This window comes from Geminicoccus sp. (assembly GCF_036263595.1).
Classification (GTDB): domain Bacteria; phylum Pseudomonadota; class Alphaproteobacteria; order Geminicoccales; family Geminicoccaceae; genus Geminicoccus.
On sequence record NZ_DATAGQ010000143.1, the window covers coordinates 20,771 to 42,722 of the forward strand.

The 21,952-nt window shown below is 67.1% G+C and carries 23 protein-coding genes and 3 tRNA genes; 11 read left to right on the top strand and 15 right to left on the bottom strand.

Going from position 1 to position 21,952, the window contains the following annotated elements:
* Positions 1 to 165: 165 nt before the first annotated feature.
* From VHL31_RS14425 to mltG, 3 genes are read left to right on the top strand one after another with little or no spacing between them, the layout of a single operon-like run.
* Positions 166 to 399 carry an acyl carrier protein gene (locus VHL31_RS14425; RefSeq protein WP_329661920.1) on the top strand — a complete coding sequence of 78 codons (234 nt, stop codon included), beginning with the start codon at positions 166 to 168 and terminating at the stop codon, positions 397 to 399.
* 48 nt (positions 400 to 447) lie between these two features.
* Positions 448 to 1,710, top strand: coding sequence for a beta-ketoacyl-ACP synthase II (gene fabF / locus VHL31_RS14430; protein ID WP_329661921.1), 1,263 nt, complete (start codon positions 448 to 450; stop codon positions 1,708 to 1,710).
* Positions 1,711 to 1,741: 31 nt separating this feature from the next.
* Entirely contained in the window at positions 1,742 to 2,713 is a 972-nt protein-coding gene (mltG, locus tag VHL31_RS14435) for an endolytic transglycosylase MltG (RefSeq protein WP_329661922.1), read from the top strand.
* Between the two features lie 3 nt (positions 2,714 to 2,716).
* Here the strand turns inward: mltG and VHL31_RS14440 are convergent, their stop codons facing one another.
* The gene (locus VHL31_RS14440; RefSeq protein ID WP_329661923.1) at positions 2,717 to 3,448 is read right to left on the bottom strand and encodes an SDR family NAD(P)-dependent oxidoreductase; all 732 of its coding nucleotides are present in this window, start codon (positions 3,446 to 3,448) and stop codon (positions 2,717 to 2,719) included.
* Between the two features lie 71 nt (positions 3,449 to 3,519).
* On the opposite strand from VHL31_RS14440, the gene gmk reads away from it, so the two are divergent.
* A complete protein-coding gene (gene gmk / locus VHL31_RS14445; RefSeq protein ID WP_329661924.1) occupies positions 3,520 to 4,179 on the top strand; it encodes a guanylate kinase in 660 nt (219 codons plus the stop codon).
* On the opposite strand, the gene rsmA is transcribed toward gmk, so the two are convergent.
* From rsmA to lptF, 5 genes are read right to left on the bottom strand one after another with little or no spacing between them, the layout of a single operon-like run.
* Entirely contained in the window at positions 4,151 to 4,999 is an 849-nt protein-coding gene (gene rsmA, locus VHL31_RS14450) for a 16S rRNA (adenine(1518)-N(6)/adenine(1519)-N(6))-dimethyltransferase RsmA (protein ID WP_329661925.1), read from the bottom strand. The two genes, gmk and rsmA, sit on opposite strands and share 29 nt — an antisense overlap.
* Complete coding sequence (locus VHL31_RS14455) at positions 4,996 to 6,375, bottom strand: peptidylprolyl isomerase (RefSeq protein WP_329661926.1); 1,380 nt, start codon at positions 6,373 to 6,375, stop codon at positions 4,996 to 4,998. Before VHL31_RS14455 ends, rsmA begins: the two co-directional genes overlap by 4 nt.
* A gap of 36 nt (positions 6,376 to 6,411) precedes the next feature.
* Complete coding sequence (locus tag VHL31_RS14460; protein WP_329661927.1) at positions 6,412 to 8,598, bottom strand: LPS-assembly protein LptD; 2,187 nt, start codon at positions 8,596 to 8,598, stop codon at positions 6,412 to 6,414.
* Positions 8,599 to 8,605: 7 nt separating this feature from the next.
* Complete coding sequence (gene lptG, locus VHL31_RS14465; protein ID WP_329661928.1) at positions 8,606 to 9,760, bottom strand: LPS export ABC transporter permease LptG; 1,155 nt, start codon at positions 9,758 to 9,760, stop codon at positions 8,606 to 8,608.
* Positions 9,747 to 10,895 (bottom strand): LPS export ABC transporter permease LptF, encoded by a 1,149-nt coding sequence (lptF, locus tag VHL31_RS14470; protein WP_329661929.1) that lies wholly within the window; start codon positions 10,893 to 10,895, stop codon positions 9,747 to 9,749. The genes lptG and lptF overlap by 14 nt, the downstream gene beginning before the upstream one ends.
* A 93-nt stretch (positions 10,896 to 10,988) precedes the next feature.
* Between lptF and VHL31_RS14475 the strand changes: the two genes are divergently transcribed.
* The 3 genes from VHL31_RS14475 to ndk all read left to right on the top strand — a co-directional run bounded on the left by VHL31_RS14475 (position 10,989) and on the right by ndk (position 13,439).
* Positions 10,989 to 12,485, top strand: coding sequence for a leucyl aminopeptidase (locus VHL31_RS14475; protein ID WP_329661930.1), 1,497 nt, complete (start codon positions 10,989 to 10,991; stop codon positions 12,483 to 12,485).
* Positions 12,482 to 12,940, top strand: coding sequence for a DNA polymerase III subunit chi (locus VHL31_RS14480; protein ID WP_329661943.1), 459 nt, complete (start codon positions 12,482 to 12,484; stop codon positions 12,938 to 12,940). The genes VHL31_RS14475 and VHL31_RS14480 overlap by 4 nt, the downstream gene beginning before the upstream one ends.
* Before the next feature lie 76 nt (positions 12,941 to 13,016).
* A complete protein-coding gene (gene ndk / locus VHL31_RS14485; RefSeq protein WP_329661931.1) occupies positions 13,017 to 13,439 on the top strand; it encodes a nucleoside-diphosphate kinase in 423 nt (140 codons plus the stop codon).
* 22 nt (positions 13,440 to 13,461) lie between these two features.
* On the opposite strand, the gene VHL31_RS14490 is transcribed toward ndk, so the two are convergent.
* Positions 13,462 to 14,691 carry an MFS transporter gene (locus VHL31_RS14490; protein ID WP_329661932.1) on the bottom strand — a complete coding sequence of 410 codons (1,230 nt, stop codon included), beginning with the start codon at positions 14,689 to 14,691 and terminating at the stop codon, positions 13,462 to 13,464.
* A 221-nt stretch (positions 14,692 to 14,912) separates the two neighbouring features.
* Here VHL31_RS14490 and VHL31_RS14495 point away from each other — a divergent pair, with 221 nt between their 5' ends.
* Positions 14,913 to 15,542, top strand: coding sequence for a class I SAM-dependent methyltransferase (locus tag VHL31_RS14495; protein ID WP_329661933.1), 630 nt, complete (start codon positions 14,913 to 14,915; stop codon positions 15,540 to 15,542).
* On the opposite strand, the gene VHL31_RS14500 is transcribed toward VHL31_RS14495, so the two are convergent.
* The 8 genes from VHL31_RS14500 to rlmB all read right to left on the bottom strand — a co-directional run bounded on the left by VHL31_RS14500 (position 15,535) and on the right by rlmB (position 21,520).
* Positions 15,535 to 16,038 (bottom strand): universal stress protein, encoded by a 504-nt coding sequence (locus VHL31_RS14500; RefSeq protein ID WP_329661934.1) that lies wholly within the window; start codon positions 16,036 to 16,038, stop codon positions 15,535 to 15,537. The two genes, VHL31_RS14495 and VHL31_RS14500, sit on opposite strands and share 8 nt — an antisense overlap.
* A gap of 5 nt (positions 16,039 to 16,043) precedes the next feature.
* Positions 16,044 to 16,793 carry a TIGR02186 family protein gene (locus tag VHL31_RS14505; protein ID WP_329661935.1) on the bottom strand — a complete coding sequence of 250 codons (750 nt, stop codon included), beginning with the start codon at positions 16,791 to 16,793 and terminating at the stop codon, positions 16,044 to 16,046.
* Positions 16,794 to 16,866: 73 nt separating this feature from the next.
* A complete protein-coding gene (locus VHL31_RS14510; protein ID WP_329661936.1) occupies positions 16,867 to 17,826 on the bottom strand; it encodes a YeeE/YedE thiosulfate transporter family protein in 960 nt (319 codons plus the stop codon).
* 34 nt (positions 17,827 to 17,860) lie between these two features.
* Complete coding sequence (locus VHL31_RS14515; RefSeq protein ID WP_329661937.1) at positions 17,861 to 18,349, bottom strand: polymer-forming cytoskeletal protein; 489 nt, start codon at positions 18,347 to 18,349, stop codon at positions 17,861 to 17,863.
* Entirely contained in the window at positions 18,330 to 19,562 is a 1,233-nt protein-coding gene (locus VHL31_RS14520) for a M23 family metallopeptidase (RefSeq protein ID WP_329661938.1), read from the bottom strand. Before VHL31_RS14520 ends, VHL31_RS14515 begins: the two co-directional genes overlap by 20 nt.
* 178 nt (positions 19,563 to 19,740) lie before the next feature.
* Positions 19,741 to 19,816 (bottom strand) — tRNA-Thr (locus VHL31_RS14525).
* A gap of 69 nt (positions 19,817 to 19,885) precedes the next feature.
* A complete protein-coding gene (locus tag VHL31_RS14530; RefSeq protein ID WP_329661939.1) occupies positions 19,886 to 20,770 on the bottom strand; it encodes an alpha/beta hydrolase in 885 nt (294 codons plus the stop codon).
* A 3-nt stretch (positions 20,771 to 20,773) separates the two neighbouring features.
* Complete coding sequence (gene rlmB / locus VHL31_RS14535) at positions 20,774 to 21,520, bottom strand: 23S rRNA (guanosine(2251)-2'-O)-methyltransferase RlmB (protein WP_329661940.1); 747 nt, start codon at positions 21,518 to 21,520, stop codon at positions 20,774 to 20,776.
* A gap of 101 nt (positions 21,521 to 21,621) precedes the next feature.
* Here rlmB and VHL31_RS14540 point away from each other — a divergent pair.
* The 3 genes from VHL31_RS14540 to VHL31_RS14550 all read left to right on the top strand — a co-directional run.
* A tRNA-Tyr gene (locus VHL31_RS14540) sits at positions 21,622 to 21,707 on the top strand.
* Between the two features lie 31 nt (positions 21,708 to 21,738).
* A tRNA-Gly gene (locus VHL31_RS14545) sits at positions 21,739 to 21,812 on the top strand.
* Between the two features lie 50 nt (positions 21,813 to 21,862).
* Positions 21,863 to 21,952 (top strand): GTP-binding protein (locus tag VHL31_RS14550; RefSeq protein WP_329661944.1); only part of this gene is annotated, 90 nt, incomplete at its 3' end.

The following is a 21,952-nucleotide window of genomic DNA, read 5'->3' on the forward strand; positions in this document are numbered from 1 at the left end:
CAATACGATCTCGCTGCAAGGGTCGAACCCCGACCGGCCGAGCGCTGGTCAAGGATCGAGCCTTCGTGTAGAGAGCCCGCCACGCCCGGGGAAAGGTCGGTTGCGCCGCTTTCGGCGCGTCGCGCTCGGGTGTTTAGGTCAGTCCAGGGTCGAGGACAATTTCCGATGAGCGATATCGCTGAGCGCGTTAAGAAGATCGTCGTCGAGCATCTCGGTGTCGACGAAGCGAAGGTGCAGGAGAGTGCAAGCTTCGTGGACGATCTGGGCGCTGACAGCCTCGACACCGTCGAGCTGGTCATGGCTTTCGAGGAAGAATTCGGGGTCGAGATTCCGGATGACGCTGCCGAGAAGATCCTGACCGTCAAGGACGCCATTGACTTCATCAAGGCCAACAGCTGAGCCTGAACTGGCCGAGGCATCAAGCGTAAGAGTGTTGGAACGGTTGTCATGAGGCGAGTTGTCGTCACCGGTCTTGGCATGGTTAGTCCGCTCGGGACGGGTGTCGAAACCACTTGGAACAACCTCGTAGCGGGCCGTTCCGGGATCCGGCGCATTGAGCGCTTCGACGTGTCGGACCTGCCCGCGAAGGTCGCGGGTCTGGTCCCGCCCGAAGGTGAGCCAGGCGGTCTCCGACCAGCCGACTTCATCGATGCGAAGGAACTGCGCCGAAACGACCACTTCATCATCCTCGGGATGGTGGCGGCTGCGGAAGCGGTCGCGGACAGTGGATTTCCGCTCGAAACGGACGAGCAGAAGCATCGGGCCGGCGTTCTTATCGGTTCCGGGATCGGCGGCCTGAATGCCATCGCCGAAACGGCACTGATCCTGGAGAAACACGGTCCTCGCCGGGTCAGTCCGTTCTTCATCCCGAGCGCGCTCATCAATCTCGCCGGCGGCCAGGTTTCCATCAAGTATGGCCTGCGAGGGCCGAACCATTCGGTTGTCACAGCCTGCTCGACCGGTGCACATGCGATCGGTGACGCAGCTCGTTTCATCCGCTCGGGCGACGCGGACATCATGGTGGCAGGCGGAACCGAGGCGGCGGTAAGTCGCCTTGGACTTGCGGGCTTCGCGGCAGCACGCGCCCTTTCCACCGCCTACAACGATACTCCGGAGCGGGCATCCCGTCCCTGGGACAAGGGCCGCGACGGCTTCGTGATGGCCGAGGGTGCCGGCGTGGTGGTGCTGGAGGAATACGAGCACGCCAAAGCGCGCGGCGCCAAGATCTATGCCGAGATCAAGGGCTACGGCCTGTCCGGCGACGCATACCATGTCACGTCGCCGTTGCCCGACGGTGATGGCGGCTTCAGATCGATGGCGGCCGCCCTGCGCAACGCAGGCTTGACCCCGGCCGATATCGACTATGTCAACGCCCACGGCACGAGCACGCCAATGGGTGACGAGATCGAGCTGGGCGCCGTGAAGCGGCTGTTCGGCAATGCTGTCGGCAAGATGTCGATGTCGTCGACGAAGTCGGCGATCGGACACCTGCTTGGTGCCGCTGGCTCGGTCGAGGCGATCTTCTGCATCCTGGCGATCCAGAACCAGCTGGTCCCGCCTACCTTGAACCTCGAGGATCCGGAGGAAGCCGCGGACGGCGTCGACCTCGTTCCGCTCAAGGCCAAGGAGCGCCCGGTGCGCAACGCCCTGTCCAACAGCTTCGGCTTCGGCGGGACCAATGCATCGCTGATCATCGGCGCCCCGGACTGAGGTGAGGCTCTTCAGCAGAGGCCGTCTCGCATTGCTGACGGCAGGCCTCCTTCTGGCGGCCTGCCTGGTTGGTGGCGCGTTCTTCCTGCAGCGCTACCTCGAGACGTGGCTGGTCACGCCGGGGCCTCTGGCCGAGCAGGCCGACATCATGGTGCCGCGGGGCACCGGCATGTCCGGTATTGCCGCCCGGCTGGCGGAATCCGGCGTGGTCGACGATGCCTTGCTGCTCAGGGCGGCAGCGCGCCTGTCCGGTCGGGATCGGCGGCTGCAGGCGGGGGAGTACCGGTTTCCGCCCCACGTGACGCCTGCGGCGGCGTTGGACATGATTGCCAACGGCCAGCGGCTGCTCCACCGCATCACCGTGCCCGAAGGCAGGACGGTGCGGGAGGCTTGGGACCTTCTTGCAGCAGAGGACAAGCTCGAAGGCGAAGTGCCGCCAGTGCCTGATGAGGGCAAGGTCCTGCCCGAGACCTATTTCTTCGAGCGGGGCGAGAATCGGGCGGAAATCGCGAAGCGGATGCAGGACGCCATGCGCCGCGCGCTCGACGAGATCTGGGCAAAGCGAGCCGATGACCTGCCGTTCGACTCGATCGAGGAGGCCATCACGCTCGCCTCGATCGTCGAAAAGGAAACGTCGGTCGCGGCCGAGTACGACGTGGTCGCTGGCGTCTACGTGAACCGGCTGCGCAAGGGCATGCCGCTTCAGGCCGATCCCACGGTGATCTACGCGCTCACCAAGGGCCGCTCCGAGCTCGGCCGTCCCTTGAGCAGGCGCGACCTGCAGGTCGACGACCCGTACAACACCTACCGATATCCGGGCCTGCCACCAGGGCCGATTGCATTGCCGGGTCGGGCGGCCCTGGCGGCGACGGTCAATCCTGCTGATACCGACTATCTCTACTTCGTCGCCGATGGCAGCGGTGGCCACGCGTTCGCTACGACCCTGGACGAGCACAACCGGAACGTCCGCAACTGGCGCAAAGTGCAGGCTGGCCAGGACTGACGCCTACTCCTTGGCTGGCTGGCGCATCAGGATGGCGTCGCGCAGCACTGCCGGCAGCGTTCCCATGATCCGCGCGAGGACATAGGTCGGCAGCGGAAAGGCGATCCGGCTACGCCGGGCCTGGAGGCCCCGGTCAATGATGAAAGCTGCCCGTTCCGCATCCATCAGGAACGGCATCCTGAACCGGTTCACCCGTGTAAGCGGGGTGTCGACAAAGCCCGGGCACACGACGCTTACCAGGACACCGTCCTTGGCGACCCTGGGGCTCAGGCCCTCCCCATAGAAGCGCAGGGCAGCCTTGCTCGCCGCATAGGCTGGCCCAGTGGGCGACGCGAAGAAAGATGCCAGGGATGAAACCAGCACGACGTGGCCCCGGCGGCGTGACCGCATCCGCGGCAGCAGGGCGTCCACCGTCGCGATCTTCCCGACGACGTTCACAGCCATGATGTCGGATGCGGGAACACCGGGGCTGCCGGCGATGCCGGCATTGGCCACCACCATGTCGATCGGCACGGCGTCGTCGCGCGCCTCTACCCAAGCCCGCACCGCCTGCGTGTCACGCACGTCCAGGAGAGCGGTCTCCACCTCGGCACCGGCGGCGCGCGCTCTGTCGGCGACCTCGACGAGACGAGCGGAGTCGCGGCCTTGAAGGGAAAGCAGGCTTCCGGGTCGTGCCCAGCGGGCCACGAGTGACCTGCCGATGCCGCTGGATGCGCCAGTGAGGAGCCGATGCATCTTCGCTTCCCCTTGGATCACCCACGGCCTGCCGGTAGATCTCCCGCCCTGACTAGCGAAGAGCCCGCGCCATGACCACTGCCACTGCACCCATGATCCGCCGGCGCGGGGTGATGCTCGTGGTTTCTTCGCCTTCCGGCGCCGGCAAGACGACATTGACGCGGACACTCCTGGAGCGCGACCACGACGTTTCCCTGTCAATTTCGGTGACCACACGTCCGGCCAGACCCGGCGAAATCGATGGCGTGCACTACCACTTCATCACCAAGGACGAGTTCCAGGGCATGATCACGCGGGGCGAGTTGCTCGAGCACGCCCATGTCTATGGGCATAGCTACGGCACGCCCAGGTCAGCGGTCGAAGCGGCGCTTGCCGACGGCAAGGACGTCCTGTTCGACATCGACTGGCAAGGTGCGCAGCAGCTCAGGCTCGCGGCGGAACACGATCTCGTCGGCATCTTCATCCTGCCCCCCAGTCTGGCGGAACTGGAGCGGCGGCTGCGGGCGCGCGCTCAGGACCCGGAGGAAGTGGTGCAACATCGCCTGGCGCAGGTGACCAACGATGTCACTCACTGGGCGGAGTACGACTACGTGCTCGTGAACCAGGACCTGGAAACCAGCATGACCGCCCTGACCGCGATCCTCATCGCCGAGCGCATGAAACGCCGCCGCAATCTGGGGCTGGCAGAGTTCGTGGAGCAGTTCAGGCGTCAGCCGGATCTGCCATCCTAGCTGCCGCCAGCGCATTGGCGATGCCAGCGAACTCGGCAAGATCGAGCGTCTCCGCCCGGCGTGCGGGATCGATCCCGATCGACTGGAGGAGAGCCGCGGGCTCGCGTACGAGCGGCTTCAGGCTCTGGCGGAGCATCTTGCGGCGCTGACCAAAAGCCGCTCCCAGCACAGTGGCGAGGATGTGCTCGTCGCAAGGATGAGCGGGCTGGGGGCGTGGAGCCAAGCGCACAACCGCCGACTCCACCTCGGGAGGGGGCGTAAAGGCACCTTTGGGCAGCTTGAACAGGTAGTCGACTTGGCAGGTCCACTGCGTCATGGCAGCCAGCCGACCCCAGCCGCCCGTGCCGGGACGTGCCGTCAGCCGCTCGGCTACCTCCTTCTGGAACATCAGCACGAGCCGGTCGAACCGGTGCCGCTGATCGAGCAGATGGAAGAGCAGGGGGGTAGAGATGTTATAGGGCAGGTTGGCGATGACGGTGATCGTGCCCTCGGCTGAAACGGTGGCTGGATCGAACTGGAGCGCATCGCCTGCTACCACCTGCAGCCGTCCGTCGGCGGCCTCGACCAGTGGCGCCAGCGCCTCGATCCAGCGGCGGTCCCGCTCCACCGCTACCAGACGTGCAACGCCGGCACGCAGGATGGCACCGGTCAGGCCGCCCGGACCTGGCCCGATCTCCAGAACTGTCCGGCCCTCCAGCGGACCGGCAGCGGCCACAATCCGGTCGAGGATCGAAGGATCCAGCAGGAAGTGCTGCCCCAGCCGCTTGTCCGCGCGGTGGCCGGACCGCTGCAGGATCTCGGCAGGGCCCGGAAGGTTCATGCCCTCAGATCGACATAGGCATCGCGGCGAAGGTCGCGCAGGTAGCGCTCGGCCAGGCGATCGAGCTGCTGGCTCTCCAGCCGCTCCTGAACCGCCGCACGCTCCATGGACGGCAGCGGCGGTGGTGGCGGGGTACGCTCCACGGGCCGCGCCGGTTCGGCTGCTCGGGCTGGCGCCCCGCCGACCCGCTCGCAGACCATAATGAGCTGGATTCCGGCCGGGCCAGTAAGCGGGGGGCTCAGCCGGTTGTTTGGCAGGTTGGTCACCAGCTGCCGCAGCACCTCGGGCAGGTCAGCCACCTCCAGCCAGCCTAGATCACCGTCGAAGCCACTATCTTCCTTAGCTGCCTCGCGCCGCAGGGCGTCGCAGGAGCCTAGCCGGCGCTGATAGCCGCTGGCTTGTTGGATCAGCTTCTCCGTGTCCGCTTCGGTCGCGTTCTCGGGCACGGGGATGACGAGCTGGGCCAGTCGTACCCTGCTGGGCGGCTTGGCCGGCTGGGCCGGTGCCGGCGGCGGCGGGGCCGGCGGTGCCTCGACCTGGGCATTCTCGCCAGGAGCCCGGCGTGCCCTCAGCATGAACAACTGCCAGCCAGCGTTCGTCCGGACCGGCCCCTTGATCTCGCCGACGCTCATGCCCTCAATTACGCTGCGTGTGTCCTCGGACAGGGATGACGGTTGGACCCAGCCCAGGTCCCCGCCGTATTGGGCGCTGGCGGAGCCGGAAAACTCGCGCGCCAGGGCTGGAAAGGCCGCGCCATTGCGCAGCGTCTGGGCCAGTTCCTCGGCATCCGCCCGTACCTCGTCTTCCTGGGCAGGAACCACGACCGGCAGCGTGATCTCCGCGATCAGCCATTGCGGTTCATTGCGGGCCCGCTCGGCGTCCTTGATCGCAAGATCGACCTGGTCCGGCCCAACTCGCACCCGCGGACGAAGCTGTCTGTTCACCACCTTGGCCCAGAGGATCTGGGTCTCGATCTGTCGCTTCAGCGTCAGGAGGTCCGACCCCTGCCGGCGCAGGAACTCGTCCAGCTGGTCCATCGTCATGTTGTTGCGCTGGGCGATGTTCCCGAGCGTACGCTGGACCTCCTCCACGGTCGCGCGCAGCCCGAGACGCTGGGCCTCGAGACGCTGCAGCGTCTCGTCGATGTAGAGGCGCAGGACCTGCGGGCGCAGGCGGTCGCGGTTCTCCTGCGTATTGGAAAGGCCGGACGACGCCAGCGCCAGCGAGACGCGATCCTCGAGGTCGCCGGTGGAGATGACCTGGTCCTCGACCACTGCCACGATCCGTCCCGCGGCAAGAAGCTCGCCCGGGAGCATGATGGCTGGCAATGCCAGCGCCACGGACAGAAGGCCAGCCCGGATGAAGTTAGCGATCATGACGTTTCGATCATCGCCCCTAGAACAGGTGCCGCTTCAGCTGCTGGCTCCGATGCCAGACAGGCTGGTCCGGCCACCCAGCTCGCCGAGATTCTTCAGCGTCACGCGGAAAAGCAGCGTGGTTGCTGGCCCGGCGTCACGATCCTCGGTGTAGTCGCGTTCGAGCCCGGCGACCAGCACAAGACAGGGATGATTGTAGACCAATCCCAACGCGTAGGTCACCGGTTCGTCCGCGACGAGATCCTGGCGAACTCCCGCCGAGATGAAGATGTCTTCGGTCACCCCGGCGCGGACGGACGCTGTCAGCTCCTTGCGTTCCTGCACGTCCTCCAGGTCCGGGTCGTCTGCGAGGCTGAGATAGCCCAGGCCGAACCCGAGCCTGCGCCAGCCGAAGGACGCAAGAAGGTCGTTCTTCGTGATCTCCCTCAGCTCGTCGTCGATGCGGAAGCGGTAGGATAGATTCAGCCATTGTGCCGGATGCATCTCGACCCGGCCGACATAGTCCGAGAAGTTGTCATCCAGTCCGCTGCCCGGCTGGAAGGTGTCGTCGTCCTTGTAGCGCCAGGACTGACCGATCATGCCGGCGACGCCGAACATGTCCGGCGAGAAGGAGCCGAAGCGCACGCCATAGGCTCCACGCGGTCCGCCCTCCACACGATCCAGCCCAGGAAAGCGGTTGGCCTGGAACACGTTGGTATCGTCGAAATCAAGCGACTGGCTGTCTTCGTTCGGGATATCGTCGGGGTTGCCGCCATAGGGCGACAGGTGGCCGACGATCACCGGCTCGATCAGGTGCTGCCAGCCGCCTTCGGTCATCTTGACGAGCGGAAGGCTCCACTCCGCCGATGCCAGTGGGTAGAGGCGGCCCGCGGCATTGCTGCCGCCATTGTCACCGAACGTCTCCGGATTGCCGTCGGTCTGGTAGCCGTCGGTGCGCATCGAGAGCGAGACTCGCATCACGTCGCCGAAGCGGCCGACGATCGGCTTGCTCCAGCCGCCGGTCGTCGACAGCCGGCGCGTATCGAGGCCGTCGCTGCGAGTGAGCGCCAGCATCGAGGCCTCGACGTTATAGAAGCCACCATAGGTTCCTCCGGTCGGCGTGCTCCAGCGAACGGCGCCGCGCGGCAGGACGAACGGGGTCAGGCCAGGATCATCGGACTGGCGGAGGCCCTGGAAGTAGAAGGCGTCCAGCACGCCGTAATTGGTGTCCCAGGCACGGTCGACCCAGGGACGGTTCACCAGCAGGTTCTCGTCGTCGATGTCGTAGCGGCGGAGATAGGTATCGTCGGACGCGAGATAGGCGTCGAAGCCGCCGCCATAGCCATTCTCGAACTCGTAGCGCCCATTGCCTTTGAAGTGGCCGCGGAAGTCCTTCTCGGTACGGTTTCCGTTGCTGCCGGCGTAGCGGTCGGCATAGGTGGCGCTGCCGGTAAGCTCGGTCGGCCCGAACCGGTCCATCCGCCGATACTCGCCGAACAGGGCCACACCCTGCTCCGACGTCACCAGGGGCGCCAGGGTGACGTCCTCGCTGGGCGAGATAACGTAGTAGTAGGGCACCTGAATGAACGCGCCGAGGGCGGTCCGCGACCCGAACTTCGGCCGCAGGAAGCCGGAGCGGCGGGCGACCGACGGATCTGGATGGCTGAAGCGCGGCAGGTACATGACAGGGACGCCGAACATGTCGAAGGTCGCGTCCTCGTAGGTGACGTCCTTCGTCGTCTGATCGTGGGTCACCTTGCGGCTCTTGATCTGCCAGAGCGGCGAGCTGTCAGGGTCGTCGCAGAGCGGGCAGGGACTGTAGACGGCCCGGTCGAGCTCCGTGATGTTGCCGCCCTTGCGCACCGCCCGTCGCGCCGCCAGACGGCTGTCGTCCGCCAGCAGGAGGCCCACCTCCTGAATAAAGCCGGCACGCAGGCTGTCCGACAGCTCCACCTTGTCACCGAACAGCGTCTCGCCCTCCTCACCGATCAGGACGACGTCCCCCTCGGCAGTCACGATGTCGGTGCTGCGGTCCCAGGTGACCTTGCGCGCAAGAAGCGTCCGGCCGTCCCGGGTCAGCTCGACGTCCCCCTCGGCCACGATAAGGTTGCCGGCCTGCTGGTAGTCCAGCCTGTCCGCCGTCAGGAGGACCTGCGGCTCCTGCTCCTGCGCCGAAAGCTGGGCCGTATAGGGACACAGGACGATCGCCAGCGGGAGGATGCGACGGAGAAGTCCAACGATCATGCGACGCTCAACCGTCCTCGGTGTGGAACAGGAGGGCCAGGCCCAACAGGATGGCCACGACCGCGGGCGTCCATGCGGCCATCTCCGCTGGTAGCCGACCCGAAAGCCCCACTGCCAGCACGACATTGGCAAAGACGAAGAAAACGAAGCCGGAAGCGATGCCCATCGCCACGAAAATCAGCGTTCCGCCACGTCTCGCGAAGCGCAGCGAGAACACGGTACCGATCAGCAGCATGGCCGCGAACATGAGCGGCGTCGCGAGGAGATTCTGGAAATGCACCACATGGCCGCGGGTCGGCAGCCCGATCGAGCGCAGCGTCGAGATGTATTCCGGCAGGTCCCAGAACGAAATTGTCTCGGGCGGCGCTAGGCCGTTATGGATGCGGTCGGGCGACAGGTTGGTCGGGATGCGCAAGACCGGAATGTGCTCCATCCGACCTACCGGATCCACGCGGACCGCTTCCTTGAGGATCCACGCGCCTTCCGTCAGCTGGCCGACCGGCGCATCGATCCGGCCTGCGTAGCCGCCGTTCGCGTCAAGCAGGAACACGGTCATGTCGCCCAGCTGCATCGCCTCCTGGTCCATCACCGACGTGGCGTGCAGGATGATCGGCAGATCGCCCCAGCTCTGGCGCAGCCAGAGCCCACCGCTCGACAGCTCCATCCGGTCGATGTCCCCATCCTCCAGCAAGTCGACACGCGACTCGTACCGGGTATAGAGCGCAGCACTGACAGGGTTCAGGATCGCCACCGTCAGTGATCCCAGGATCATGGCGAGCAGCCACACCGGGATGAGCAGCTGCCAGACGGAAATGCCTGCCGCACGGGCCGCCACGAGCTCATTGCTCCGCGACAGCCGCCGGAACGTCAGCATCGCAGCAAACAGCATGGTGAACGGCAGAAGCTGCTGCGTGGTGGCCGGCGAGTGCAACAGGGCCAACTCGATCACATCGCCCAGTCCGCCGCCCTCGCGCCCGCCGGATCGGCGAAGCTGCTCGATAGCATCGAAGATCACCACGAGCAGGACCAGTCCGCCCGTCACGATCATGACGGAATACAGCAGTCCTCGCCCGAGATAGCGTGCGAAGGTCGAGGAAAAGCGCCAGCGACGGCGCGCGGTCGACCGGACGGGCACGGTTGCCGAAAGCTCAAGCTCCCGCACGCGCTGTCCGATCGGAAGTCGCAGGCAACGGCGGCAGGGCCCTCTTCGAGCGTCGGTGCGCGAGCCTGCCGGAAAGTACCAGCCAGGCAATGCACACCGGCACGATCTGGGCCAGGTAGAACAAGGGCACGAATGCCAGCGACGTGATGGAAAAGCTGGTGGCGGCCAGCTGGACCACCTGCTGGACCGTCGCGAGGGCGATCGCGAGAGCGATCCGCTTGCCATAGCCGCGGCGCTCAAGGTCAGCCGGCAGGAGCACGGCCAGGGCGATCATCACCAGAACAAAAGGCGCCATGGGGGTGGTTAGGCGGTCATGGGCGGCGGACACGAGGCGACTGAAGTTCTTCTGGTCATCGACATCGCTGCCTGGCCAGAGCAGCTCCCCCAGGTAGCGTTCCTTTGGCTTGCGCCACCGGTAGGCCTCTTCCTCGGACAGAGAGGTCAGGTCCACTGTATAGGCGTCGAAATGCAGAGCCGACACACGGCTGTCCGGTTCCCTTTCCTGGCGGGTGCCGCTTTCCAGGACGAGCTGGGGTTCGCCGCTGATCGTCACCAGCACACCGCGCTCAGCGGTGATGGTGGAAACTGCCTTTGGATCGCGTGAATCGTGCACCAGCAGGCCGGTCAGCGAACCGTCGGCCAGCCGCTTGTCCACGTACACCGTGATGCCGGGAGCTGGCGTGTTAAAGACGCCTTCCTGCAGCAGCACGAAGGTGTAGGTGTTGCGGATCTCGTCCTCGAGGTCCTTGAAGGCCCTGGCACCCGCCGGCATCAGCCAGAGTGAGATGACGTAGCATACCAACGTAACGCCGGCGGCAAGATAGAGCGCCGGCCGCGCGAGCTCCAGATCCGACCGCCCCGATGCCTTCAGCGCCACCAGCTCGCTGTCGTTCCACAGCCGCGCATAGGTGAAGATGGTGGACACCAGCAGGGCGAGCGGCAGGACGACCAGCAGAAGGGATGGGAACAAGAGCGCCGTCAGCCAGAGGAAGGTCGTGACCGGCAGGCCCTTGTTGACGATAAGGTCGAACAGCCGCAACGATTGCGACAGCCAGACCGCGCCCGCCACGGCAATGACGGCCACGACCGTCGGCACGGCGAGCTGGGAGAGCAGGTAGCGTACATAGACAGGCATGACGCCATCATAGACGCTACCGTTCTCGCTGGTCGATGGTGCTGCCGATCATGCGTGGTCGTTGCATCCAGTTCAGACGGGGAATCTTGAGCCATGGACGTGATCCTGGAGCGCGCGAAGCTGCCGCCGACCGGCAAGGTGGTCGTGCCGGTGGGTGTCGCCGGCGATATCGGCAAGGCGGCCGCCGAACTTGATGCCCGAACGCAAGGCCTGGTGCGCCGGGTCCTCGACGACGCCGGGCATCGATGGAAGCACGGTTCCATGCTGGAGTTGCCGTTCCCCGCCCACTCGGGGCTGGATCGGGTCTGGCTGGTAGGCCTGGGCAAGGACGACCTGAGCCGCCTGGAGCTGGAGCAGCTGGGCGGCAGCCTCTGGAATGCACTGGTGAAGGTCAATGGTGGCCTGGTGACGCTGGCGTCGCCCGATGGCATCGACCTTCCCCTCCATCCCGATCTGGTCCAGGTCGCGCTGGTCACCGGGCTTCGCCTGCGCTCCTGGCGGTTCGACAAATACAAGAAGGCGGAAGAAGACGAGCAGCAGCGAGGGCCGGAGCGCCTGACGGTAGCCGTGATCGAGCCGGGGAAAGCCGAACCGATCCTGGCCGACGCGAACGCCGTGGTCCAAGGCGTCGAGAGCACCCGAGCGCTCGTCACCGAACCTGCCAACGTCCTCTATCCCGAGAGCTTCGCCGACGAAGCGAAGAAGCTCGCCGATCTCGGCCTGGAAGTGGAAGTCCTCGATGAAGAGGCGATCCGCGAGCTGAACATGGGCGCCATCCTCGGCGTGGCGCAGGGCAGCCGTCGGGCGCCACGCGTGGTCGTGATCCGATGGAACGGTGCCGGCGGGAACAGCGACCCGCTCGCGTTCGTCGGCAAGGGGGTGTGCTTCGACACGGGCGGGATCTCGATCAAGCCTGCGGCGGGCATGGAGGACATGAAGTTCGACATGGCCGGTGCCGGGGCGGTCTTCGGCGCCATGGAAGCGCTGGCACGTCGCAAGGCCAAGATCGACGTGGTGGGCGTCCTGGGCCTTGTCGAGAACATGCCGGACGGCAACGCCCAGCGTCCGGGTGACGTGGTGCGGGCCATGTCGGGCACGACGATCGAGGTGATCAATACCGACGCGGAGGGCCGGCTCGTCCTGGCGGACGCGCTCTGGTACACGCAGAACCGCTTCCGGCCAAAGCTGATGATCGACCTGGCGACGCTGACGGGTGCGGTGATCGTAGCACTCGGGCATGAGCATGCCGGCCTGTTCTGCAACAATGACGAGCTGGCGGCGCGGTTGACCAGGGTCGGCGAAGAGGTCGGCGAGACGCTCTGGCGCATGCCGCTCGGCAAGGCGTACGCCAAGCACATCAAGTCGGACATCGCGGACATCAAGAACACCGGGCGTGCGCGCCAAGCCGGCAGCACGGCCGGTGCCGTCTTCCTGGAGCATTTCGTGGCGGGGCTGCCTTGGGCCCACCTGGACGTGGCCGGCACGGTCTGGAGCAGCCGGGACCTGCCTTTGTCCGCCAAGGGGGCGACCGGCTACGGCGTGCGCCTTCTCGACGCGCTGGCACGTTCCTACGAGGACGAGGCCAGCTGAGCGAGGTCGGCTTCTACCACCTGACCCGGTCCAGCCTGGAAGAGGCCCTGCCGCGGCTGCTGGCCAAGGCGTTGGCGGCACCGATGCGGGTCCTCCTGCGGGCGTCGTCGCGGGAGCGGGTCGAGGCGCTGGACCGCCATCTCTGGGTGTTCGAGGCCGACTCCTGGCTGCCGCACGGGACTCGCGCCGACGGCAACCCGGACATGCAGCCCGTCTGGCTGACCGACCAGGTCGAGAATCCGAACGAGGCGACGCTCCTGGTGCTGGTGGACCAGGCGGCCGACGATGATATGGCGGCCTTCCCCCGGGTGCTCGACCTGTTCGACGGTGCCGATGAAGCGGCCGTGGAAGCGGCCCGGGAGCGCTGGCGCCAGCGCCGCGCCGCCGGCCACAGGCTTGTCTATTGGAAGCAAACGGAGCGGGGGGGCTGGGAGAAGGCGCGCGAGGAAGGCTGAGCCGCTGGTGGCCAGACGGCGGCGGTACTGCTAAAGGCGCGGCCCGAAACCATTTCCCGCACGGATGAGAATTCTCATGGCTCTCGAGCGCACCTTCTCCATCATCAAGCCGGATGCCACCCGCCGCAACCTCACCGGTGCGATCAACGCCGTGATCGAGAAGGGCGGACTGCGAATCGTCGCCCAAAAGCGCCTGCAGCTGTCCAAGGCGCAGGCCGAGGCCTTCTACGGTGTCCACAGGGAGCGTCCGTTCTTCGGCTCGCTGGTGGAGTTCATGACCAGCGGTCCTGTGGTCGTGCAGGTGCTGGAAGGCGAGAACGCCGTGGCCCGCTACCGCGAGGTGATGGGTGCCACTAACCCGGCCAATGCGGCCGAGGGCACCATCCGCAAGCTGTTCGCCGAATCGATCGAGGCGAACTCGGCCCACGGTTCCGACAGCCCCGAGAACGCAGCCATCGAGATCGCGTTCTTCTTCGCCGGCATCGAGATCGTCGGCTGAGGATCGAACAGGAGCGGCATGCCTAACGGGGCGTGCCGCTCCGTTTGCCTGCTGTCGCCGAGCCGACCACGCGGGCAGCCAGGATCGACAGCGCCGTCGCCGCTGCCGTGATCAGCAGCACGAGCCTCGGCTGCCCACGGTCGAGCAGCATGCCGACGAAGGTCGGCGCCAGCGTGGCCCCCAGGTCCAGCCCTGAATAGGCGAAGCCGAAGACCTTGCCGGCCGAGCCGATGGGCGCAGCTGCACGCACCATCAGGTCGCGCGCCGGCGTGGTGGCACCGGCAAGCGCGCCGGACAGTGCAATCAGGGTCAGCAGCAGGGATTGCGGCATCGGGAACTGGCTGACCGCCAGGATGCACAGGGCGCTGGCACCCAGGCCCATCGTCATCAACCGATCGGGTGGTACGCCACGGTCGGCAATCACGCCCCCGATGCCTGTTCCAACCGCGCTGCCGATCATGAAGGCGGCCACCGCCGTGGTGCCGACCACCAGCGGCATGTCCCTCAGCTGGACGAGCACCGAAGGAAGAAAGCTCTGCAGGGTGATCATTGAGATTGCCTGGAGGGCGAAGAACGCGAAGCAGCCGATGATCGCGGTGCTGAACAGTGCCCGCATCAGCTCACGGCCGGCAACGACGCGGGTATCCTTCGCAAGCTCCACCGTGGTCGGAATGGCGATGTCCGGGCGCGAGACGAACAGGATTGCCGCGATCAGCAGTCCCGGCACGGCGGCACCGAGCAACGCGGCACGCCAGCCCAGGAATTCTGCTGCCGTGACGATGAAGATCGGGGCCACGGCCCATCCCAGTGTGCCGCCGATCGTGTGCACGGAGAATGCGCGGGCCATCCGGTCCGGGCGTATCCGCCGGCCGAGGATGGCGTAGTCGGCCGGATGGAACACGCTGTTGCCGATGCCGGCCAGGGCGGAGAGCGGGATCAGTGTTGCCCAACCGGGTGCAAGCGCGCTGAGGCCCGTCGCGGTGGCGAGCAGCGTCAATCCCGCGATCAGCACCCAGTGGGCGCCGAACCTGTCGACGAGGAAGCCGGCCGGCGCCTGGCACAGACCGGAGGCTGCGAAGAAGACGGAGGTGAGGACGCCTAGCTCCGCCCAGGACACGCCCAGCTCGCCCTTCAGGATCGGGAAGAGCGGCGGCAGCGCCAGATGGTAGAAATGCGACGCAAAATGCGCCGCGCCGATCAGCCCGATGACCTTGAGGTCGGAGGAGGGTTGCCGAACCGCAGCCGAAGCCATTGCAGAATCACCACCAAGTCACTGATTTAGAAGCACGATTCGGCCGCTCGGGTTCGTTCATGCAAAAACTTGTTCTGAGCCGCCAAGAGGCCGGACCGGACGGCCGGCGGGCACGCTCGGACACAAGGATCACCCACCTCGTCTCCTTGGGTCAAACAAGTTCTGGACGTGAGGGATCCATTCATGGCTGCCTGTGGCGGACCTGCCGGGAAGTGTCGCCCTTGGCCTCCATTCCACAGCTCTGGCAACGATCCCTGCTGCCGCCCGTGCTCGACCGCGTCATGTCGCGCGCCATCTTCGCACCGCTGCGGGCGGAGGCGACGGCGCTGGCACAGGGGAGGGTGCTCGAGATCGGGATCGGCTCCGGCCTGAACCTCGGGCACTACCCGCGCTCGCTTCACAGCGTCGTCGGCGTCGATCCTTCCCTGCCGCTCCTGCAGCGGGCGCACCGGCGGGCAGCCTGGATGGCGTTTCCCGTCCATCTGTGCCAGGGCTGGGCGGAGCGCCTGCCGATCGCGGACCAGTCGGTCGATGTGGTGGTGTCGACATGGACGCTGTGCTCGGTCGCGGATCCTGCCAAGGTCCTGGAGGAAGTGCGGCGCGTGCTGGTGCCGGACGGCTTGTTCTGCTTTTGCGAGCATGGGCTCAGCCCCGATCCGGCAACGGCCACATGGCAGCGCCGGCTGACACCCTGCTGGAAATGCCTAGCCGGGGGATGCCGTCTGGACAGTGCCCACGACCGGTTGATCGAGGCGGCCGGCTTCAGGATCGCGCGCCTGCGGGCCGAGCGGCTGATCCCGGACCCCGCCGTGCTCGCCTGGCATCAGCTTGGCGTGGCGACGATCAGGTGACCGAGTCGATCTCCTCCGGCGTCAGCTCGCCGGGGACGAGGGTGAGCGGGATGCGGACATGCTTGCCCAGGTTCGACATCAGATGCGTGACGATTGGTCCGGGCGAACCGCCTCGGGCGGTGCCAAGCACCAGGAGCGAGATGCCCTGCTCCTCCTGCAGGAGCTTGACCAACTCCTCCCGCCTGTCGCCCTCGCGCAGGTGCAACGTCGGCATCTTGCCGGTCATGCGGTATGCTTCGTCGGCGAAGCGATGCAGACGCGCCTCGGCATCGCGCCGCTCGTCGTCCTCGATGACCTGGCCCACCCCCAGCCAGTTGCCGAGGTCGGCCGGCTCGATGACGGCCAGCAGTGCCACGCGCCCGCCACTATGCTGGGCGCGGCGGCAGGCGAAGCGCAGCGCGTTCCTCATCTCTTCGGATTCGTCCGCTACCACCAGGAAGACACGTTCGGGGATGGCTGGTGCGGGCGGCGAAGGCGCGTTGTCTTCCTCGGCCATGTCGATCAGCTCCTTCGGAACGCCATATTCGCGAGCCATCCGGCGGAGATGGCAAGCAACAAGGCTGCGAGGCCGTACCAAGCTCCATGGCGCAAGGCAAAATCCGTCAGGTCGGCTTCCAGCCCCACCTTCGACACGGTGAGCACGCTGGCCTGCGCTTCGACGACCTGATTGGCGACGATGCGCAGGACCTGGACCTGATAAGGCCCCGAGGTGACATTGGCCGGGAAGGGCAGGGTGGTCCGGAACAGCCTGTCGCCCAGCATCGAGACCTCCCCGAGTTCCACCGGGTAGAGGCCGCGCAGTTGCTGCAGGCCGATCAAGGCGGTCCTGAACCGGGCGATCCGTTCGGGATTGAAGGCCGAGACCGGCTGGAGGCGCAGCGAATCGACCCCCAGCTCATGGCGTGCACGCAGGGCAGGGTTGGTGAAGGCGGCCAAGGGCCGGGTAGCTGCGACCGCATAGAAGCTCGGCACGCCCGTGAAGCTCATCTCGGCCCCCGGCATCCAGAAGCCCAGCGTCCGCTCCCGTGCCCGCACCGTCTGTGTCGTACGCGGACCCGTGACGACCACGACGACATCGCCACCGGTCTCCTCGAGGGCGCCGAACAGCAGCACGTCGCTGCCGGTGAAGGCGGTGGTGATGGCGATGAGATGATGGGAAAGATCGGCCACCAGCCCGGCCGCCCGTACCGACACGCCGAGCCCGAGGATCACGACCAGCGCCAGCAGGCCGCAGCGGAGCCGTCTGCTCATGGTCCTGTCCCGACCGGATGCGGGTCCGGCCACAAGCTGGTCCACATGGATCCCCCGCCGAGCTCGCCCCTGCCTACCAGCTGAAGAACGAGCGGCCTTCCAGGACCCGCAGCGTCTGCCGGCAGCCGAGTGCCAGCGCGATGGTGCCCAGAATCGCAGCCGGTAGCAACGCGCCGATTCCACTGACGATCAGCCCGAAACTGCACGTGCCCGCGAGCCCGCCGCCGGCCCCCATCAGCACGGCGCCTGCGAGGTGGCGGCCCAGATCCGCACGGTCCGCGAACGTCTCGAACCGACCGGTGCCGGCAAGCCGGCCGGTGACGGCAGCTCCCATGACCACGCCCACCACCAGCGGCACGTCCGCGCGCGCTGGGGTGGCGGCGACCAGCAGGCGCAAGAGGTCACCAAGCGGCAAGAGCAGGGCCGGGCTGATCGGCAGCGGCTCGGCCGAGACGGTGAGGCGCCACAGCGGCACCAGGAGGCCCAGTCCCGCACCGGCGATCAGGTCGCCGCGTGCCCGGCTACGCTCCTTGGCAGGTGCCAGGCACCAGCCGATCAGCGCCGTGCCGATCACGGCTCCGGCCAGCGGAAGCCAAGCGCGAGGGAGCGTCAGGTGGATCGCAAGGGTATCCAGGCCTTGGAGCGGCCATGCGAGCAGGCCTGTGGTGACGCACGCCGCCACCAATGCTGCTGCCAGCATCGTCACTGCCGCCCGGAAGCTGCCGAGGCCGGCGCGCACGAGATTGCGGGTGATGCAGCCCCCGGCAAGCGTCATGCCGACCCCGAAGGCGAAGGCGCCGACGATCACCGCGAGCCAGGGCAGGGCCACCATGTTCGGGAAGACGGCCCGTCCCGTCAGGCCCAGCAGGGACGTTCCCAGCAGGGCCACGGCCGCGGCCATCGCCAGCCCGCGCAGCCGTCGCCTGCTTCCGAACAGGAAATAGTCGGAGAGCGCCCCCATCGTGCAGAAATGGCTGCGGGCGGCGATGGCGCCAAAGGCCAGACCGATCAGGAGCGCCGCGAACAGCGGCATCTTCGGCACCTCGGGGATGTGCGGCCGGGACGGATCAGCGGTCGGTGCCACCGCCCGGGAAGGCGGGGAGCGGAGGCTCGGCGAGAGCGGCGGCGACAGGCTCGCTCGACGTCAGCCGCTTGATGGCACCTTCGAGATAGGCGCCTTCGTCGATCTGCAGCACGTCGTGATGGATGTCGGCAAACACCCGGCAGCCACGGATCAGATGGACGCGGCGGGCATGGACCGACCCGCGGACCAGGCCGTGGAGCACCACCTCGTCCGCCTCAATGCGCCCGTTGATCTCCCCGTCACGGCCGAGTGTGACCAGCCGGGCTTCCACGCTGCCCTGGATGCGTCCGTCGATCAGAAGGTGGCCGTCTGCCGTGACGTCGCCTGTGATCATGAGGTCGGAACCCAGGATCGTCGGGGCTCCTCCGCGCCGATCGCCCGAGATGGCCGGTGGGCCGGAACGGCTGCCGGTGGCGACCAGCGCCTTGCCGGGAGCCTCGGCTTCGCCGCGCTTATTCTTCCGAAAGAACATTGGCCAAGCGCTTGCGCGCCTCCAGGAAATCAGCCGGGTCGACCGCCTTGCCGTCCACCCTGATTTCATAGTGCAGATGACGGCCGGTACTCCGGCCGGTCGAACCGATCACCCCGATCTCCTGCCCAGCGGCGGCATGGTCGCCCGGCCGTACGTCGATTCGCGAGAGATGAGCATAACGGGTCGTCAGGCCGAAGCCATGGTCGATCTCGACCAGCTTCCCGTAGGCACCCTCGCGAGCTGCCCATACCACCACCCCGGGCCCGGCCGCAAAGGCCTTGCCGAGCGAACCCGGCGTGAAGTCGAGCCCGGTATGCATGGCGCGGCGGCGGGTGAAAGGGTCGCGCCGGAGGCCGAAGCCACTGCGCGTCTCCGCATCAACCACCGGCACGCCCAGGGGAAGGGCCGTCAGCAGCTGGCGGAGCGCGTCGACCGCACGCACGTCCACACCCAGCTCCGGCGGCAGCGGCACCAGGGTGGACAAGGCTGCCCGGTCGTCGCGCAGCGGTGCCGGCACGAACGGGCCGCCCTCGGCATCCAGCTTTTCCTTGGCCTGCTGGACCAGAGGCTCGACCCGCACGCCGGAGCTCTTCAGCACGGCCCTGAGTGCGCCGTAATGCTCGGACACCCAGGCCTGGAAATGTTCCTTCGTGGCGTCGAGTTCCTGGTTCAGCCCATCGATCGTCGCTTCGAGCGAGGCGGTCTTCGCATGGAGCGCCTTGGCTTCCAGCTCGGTGGCCGTCCGGTCCGCCAGCGCACGGTCCAGCGCCGCGGTCAGGCGCTCGACCTCGTCTTCGGACGGACGAAGATCGACCGGCTCCATGCCACCCGGCTGCTTCCGCTCCGCCATCAGCCGATCGACCACCGCCATCGCCTGAAGGCGACGACGGTCGGCGTCGGCGAGCTGCTCACGCAGCGTGCTGAGCTCCGAGCTCGTGGTGCTGTGCAGCTTGATCAGCCGGCCGATGGTGCTGCGCTGCACTTCCCTGGTGCTGTCGAGCGAGACCAGCGTCGCCTGAAGTTCCTGAGCCTCGTCGCGGGCGCGCTCGAGCTCGATGTTTTCCGCAGCCAGACGCCGAAGCTCCAGGTCGCGCTGTCCCAGCTCACCCTTGAGCTGCCAGGACCAGGCACCCAGGCCCACGACGGCGATCGAGGCTGCGGCAGCGACCGTGCCCAGCAGAATCTGCCTGCCGGCCTTGGAGCGTCTTGTCATTGGTGCGTGTGCATCCGACGGACGCATCGCGCCACTCCATTACGTCGGCCAGCTCGCTTCGTGCGAGATGACTCTTGGCTGTTCCCCCAACTCGCCCGGCGGACGATGGATGGCAACATGGGTGAGAAAACAACCTACGGCAACCCTGGCGGTGCCGAAGACGGAGGGGAGCGGGCGGTGGTGCCGGCGACAGGATTCGAACCCGTGACCTCCCGCTTACAAGGCGGATGCTCTACCAACTGAGCTACGCCGGCGCTGGTCTGCTCCTAGCAGCATCGGGGGTTCGGGTTAAGTGCCGAGCGACCGCAGGCTGCAGGGATGCTTCAGCCGCCCAACCGGCTCCGCAGGAAGCCGGCGGCTGCCTCCATCGCCTGGGCACCTGCGGGAAGGCGTGCCGCCCAGAGATGCCAGGCGTGGATCATCCGTGGCCACACCTCCAGCCGCACGGCGATGTCGGCCGCGGCCAATGCCCGTGCCAGCCTCACCGCATCGTCGAGAAGGGTCTCGGCCGATCCAACCTGGATCAGCATCGGCGGCAGTCCGGACAGGGCGGCAAGGAGGGGCGAAACCAGCGGTCCGCTCGCATCCGCACCCGCCAGATAGGCCTCGGCCAGCTCCTGGAGGTAGCTGTGCTGGATGAGGGGATCGACGGCAGCCTTGGAGGCGAGGCTCTCGCCGGTCATCTGCAGGTCCACCCAGGGCGACACGAGCCAGCCGCCGGCGGGCAATGGCTCGCCCGCATCGCGCAGGGCCAGCATGAGTGCCAGGGCGAGGCCGGCGCCGGCACTGTCGCCGCCGATGGCCAGGTGGTCCGGCGCAATGCCCTGGCCGAGCAGGAAGCGGTAGGCCGCCACCGCATCCTGCAGGGCGGCCGGGAATGGATGCTCGGGCGCCAGGCGATAGCCCAGCGCCAGGGTCCGCAGGCCGGCTGCGATCCCCATGGAGGCGACGAGGCCGCGATGGCTCTGGATGGAGCCGGAGCAATAGCCTCCGCCATGGAGGTAGAGGAGCACGCGGTCGGAATCGCTTCCCGCGGCGAGCGACCATTCGGCAGGGACCTGTCCGATGCGGATCGGCGTGAAGACGGCGGCACGGGGCGGAGGATCGATGGCCGCCACCTCGTCGAGACGCTGGCGTCGCTCCGTCCAGCCCACGGGTCGGGGCTTGGCGGTGAACAGCTTCTTCAGCTCGTCGACCCCGTCCGGCACCGGTCAGTCCGCCCGGCTGCGGGTCAGCGTCCAAAGAGCGATCCCGGCTGCGACCGATACGTTCAGGCTCTCGATGCGCGGATCGATCGGCAAGGAGGCCAGCCGGTCGCAGCGCTCGCGCACCAGGCGACGCATGCCTTCGCCCTCGCTGCCGAGCACCAGCACCCAGGGCTCGGCGGGCGGCTGGGCATCGAGCGCGGTGTCCGCCTCCCCATCGAGGCCGACGGCGATGAAGCCTCGTTCGCGCAGCTCCACCAGGGTGCGGGCCAGATTCACGACCTCGGCTACCGGAACGATGTCGAGAGCACCTGCCGCGGCACGGGCGCAGACCCCGTCCATCGGTGCCGCATGCCGCTCCGGCAGGATCACCAGGTCCACGCCGAACGCCGCGGCCGAGCGCAGGATCGCGCCCAGATTGCGCGGATCGGTCACCTGGTCCACGGCGACCGCGCGCCGGGCCTGCGGGTTCTGCTCCAGGAAGCGGACAAGGTCGATCGGCTCCAGCGCCTCGACCTCCAGGGCCAGCCCCTGATGGACCACACCGCGCCCGAGGAGCAACTCGAAGCCGCGGTCGTCGCTCCGGCGGACTTCCAGGCCCTTGCGGCTTGCCGCGATGTCCAGCGCCCGCAGCGCGTTGTCGCTCGCATGCAGCCGGCGGACGCGCCGTGCCGGGTTGGCCAGTGCCGCCAGGACCGCATGGCGGCCGAACAGCAGGATGGTCGGACTCTTGGCGGCGGGGCGTCGTTTCAAGGGATTCTCGCGATTTATGGCGATCAGCGGGTCCATTCGATTGACAACCCGTCACTTGGACGTCTACCACCCGGCCGCTCTCGCTTCCGGGCAGGGCTACCGGAGGGGTGGCCGAGTGGTCAATGGCAGCAGACTGTAAATCTGCCGGCGTCAGCCTACGTTGGTTCAAATCCAACCCCCTCCACCATCCCGCCCGAGAGCGAGCGCTTCTTCGTGTCGCGGGCGTAGCTCAATGGTAGAGTCCCAGCCTTCCAAGCTGGTTGTGCGGGTTCGATCCCCGTCGCCCGCTCCACGCGAGCACCGTACCTGATCAAAACCAGCTAGCCCGGACTGCGCAGCGCCATGGCCAAAGAGACGTTCAAGCGGACGAAGCCGCACGCGAACATTGGAACGATTGGTCACGTGGATCATGGCAAGACCACGTTGACGGCG